Genomic DNA, 230 nt, shown 5'->3' with positions numbered 1-230 from the left:
GGCAACTCGATCGCCGGCATCCTCGGGACCGCGGACGGCGACGTCGCGCTCGGCATGGGCCGTGGGCAGGTCAGCAATCTGTTGATGGAACTCGCTGGCCTGGATATCGCCGAAGCACTCAAATTCCTGCTGACGAAGGACCGGACCGTGGGCGTACGATGCGCGTTCGGCGACTTCGCAGTGAGCGACGGCGTGATGCAGACGCGCACGCTGGCCTTCGACACCACCGA

Annotated in this window: 1 pseudogene; it reads left to right on the top strand. The window is 65.7% G+C overall.

From position 1 onward, the window contains the following. Nucleotides 1-230, top strand: a pseudogene (locus OH705_RS28975) (AsmA family protein); the annotation flags it as partial.

The sequence above is a fragment of the Pseudomonas sp. BJa3 genome, from assembly GCF_026343815.1.
GTDB classification, from domain to species: Bacteria; Pseudomonadota; Gammaproteobacteria; order Pseudomonadales; family Pseudomonadaceae; genus Aquipseudomonas; species Aquipseudomonas soli.
The sequence above is the reverse complement of the archived record's forward strand: the minus strand, read 5'-3'. Positions and strand labels throughout refer to the sequence as shown.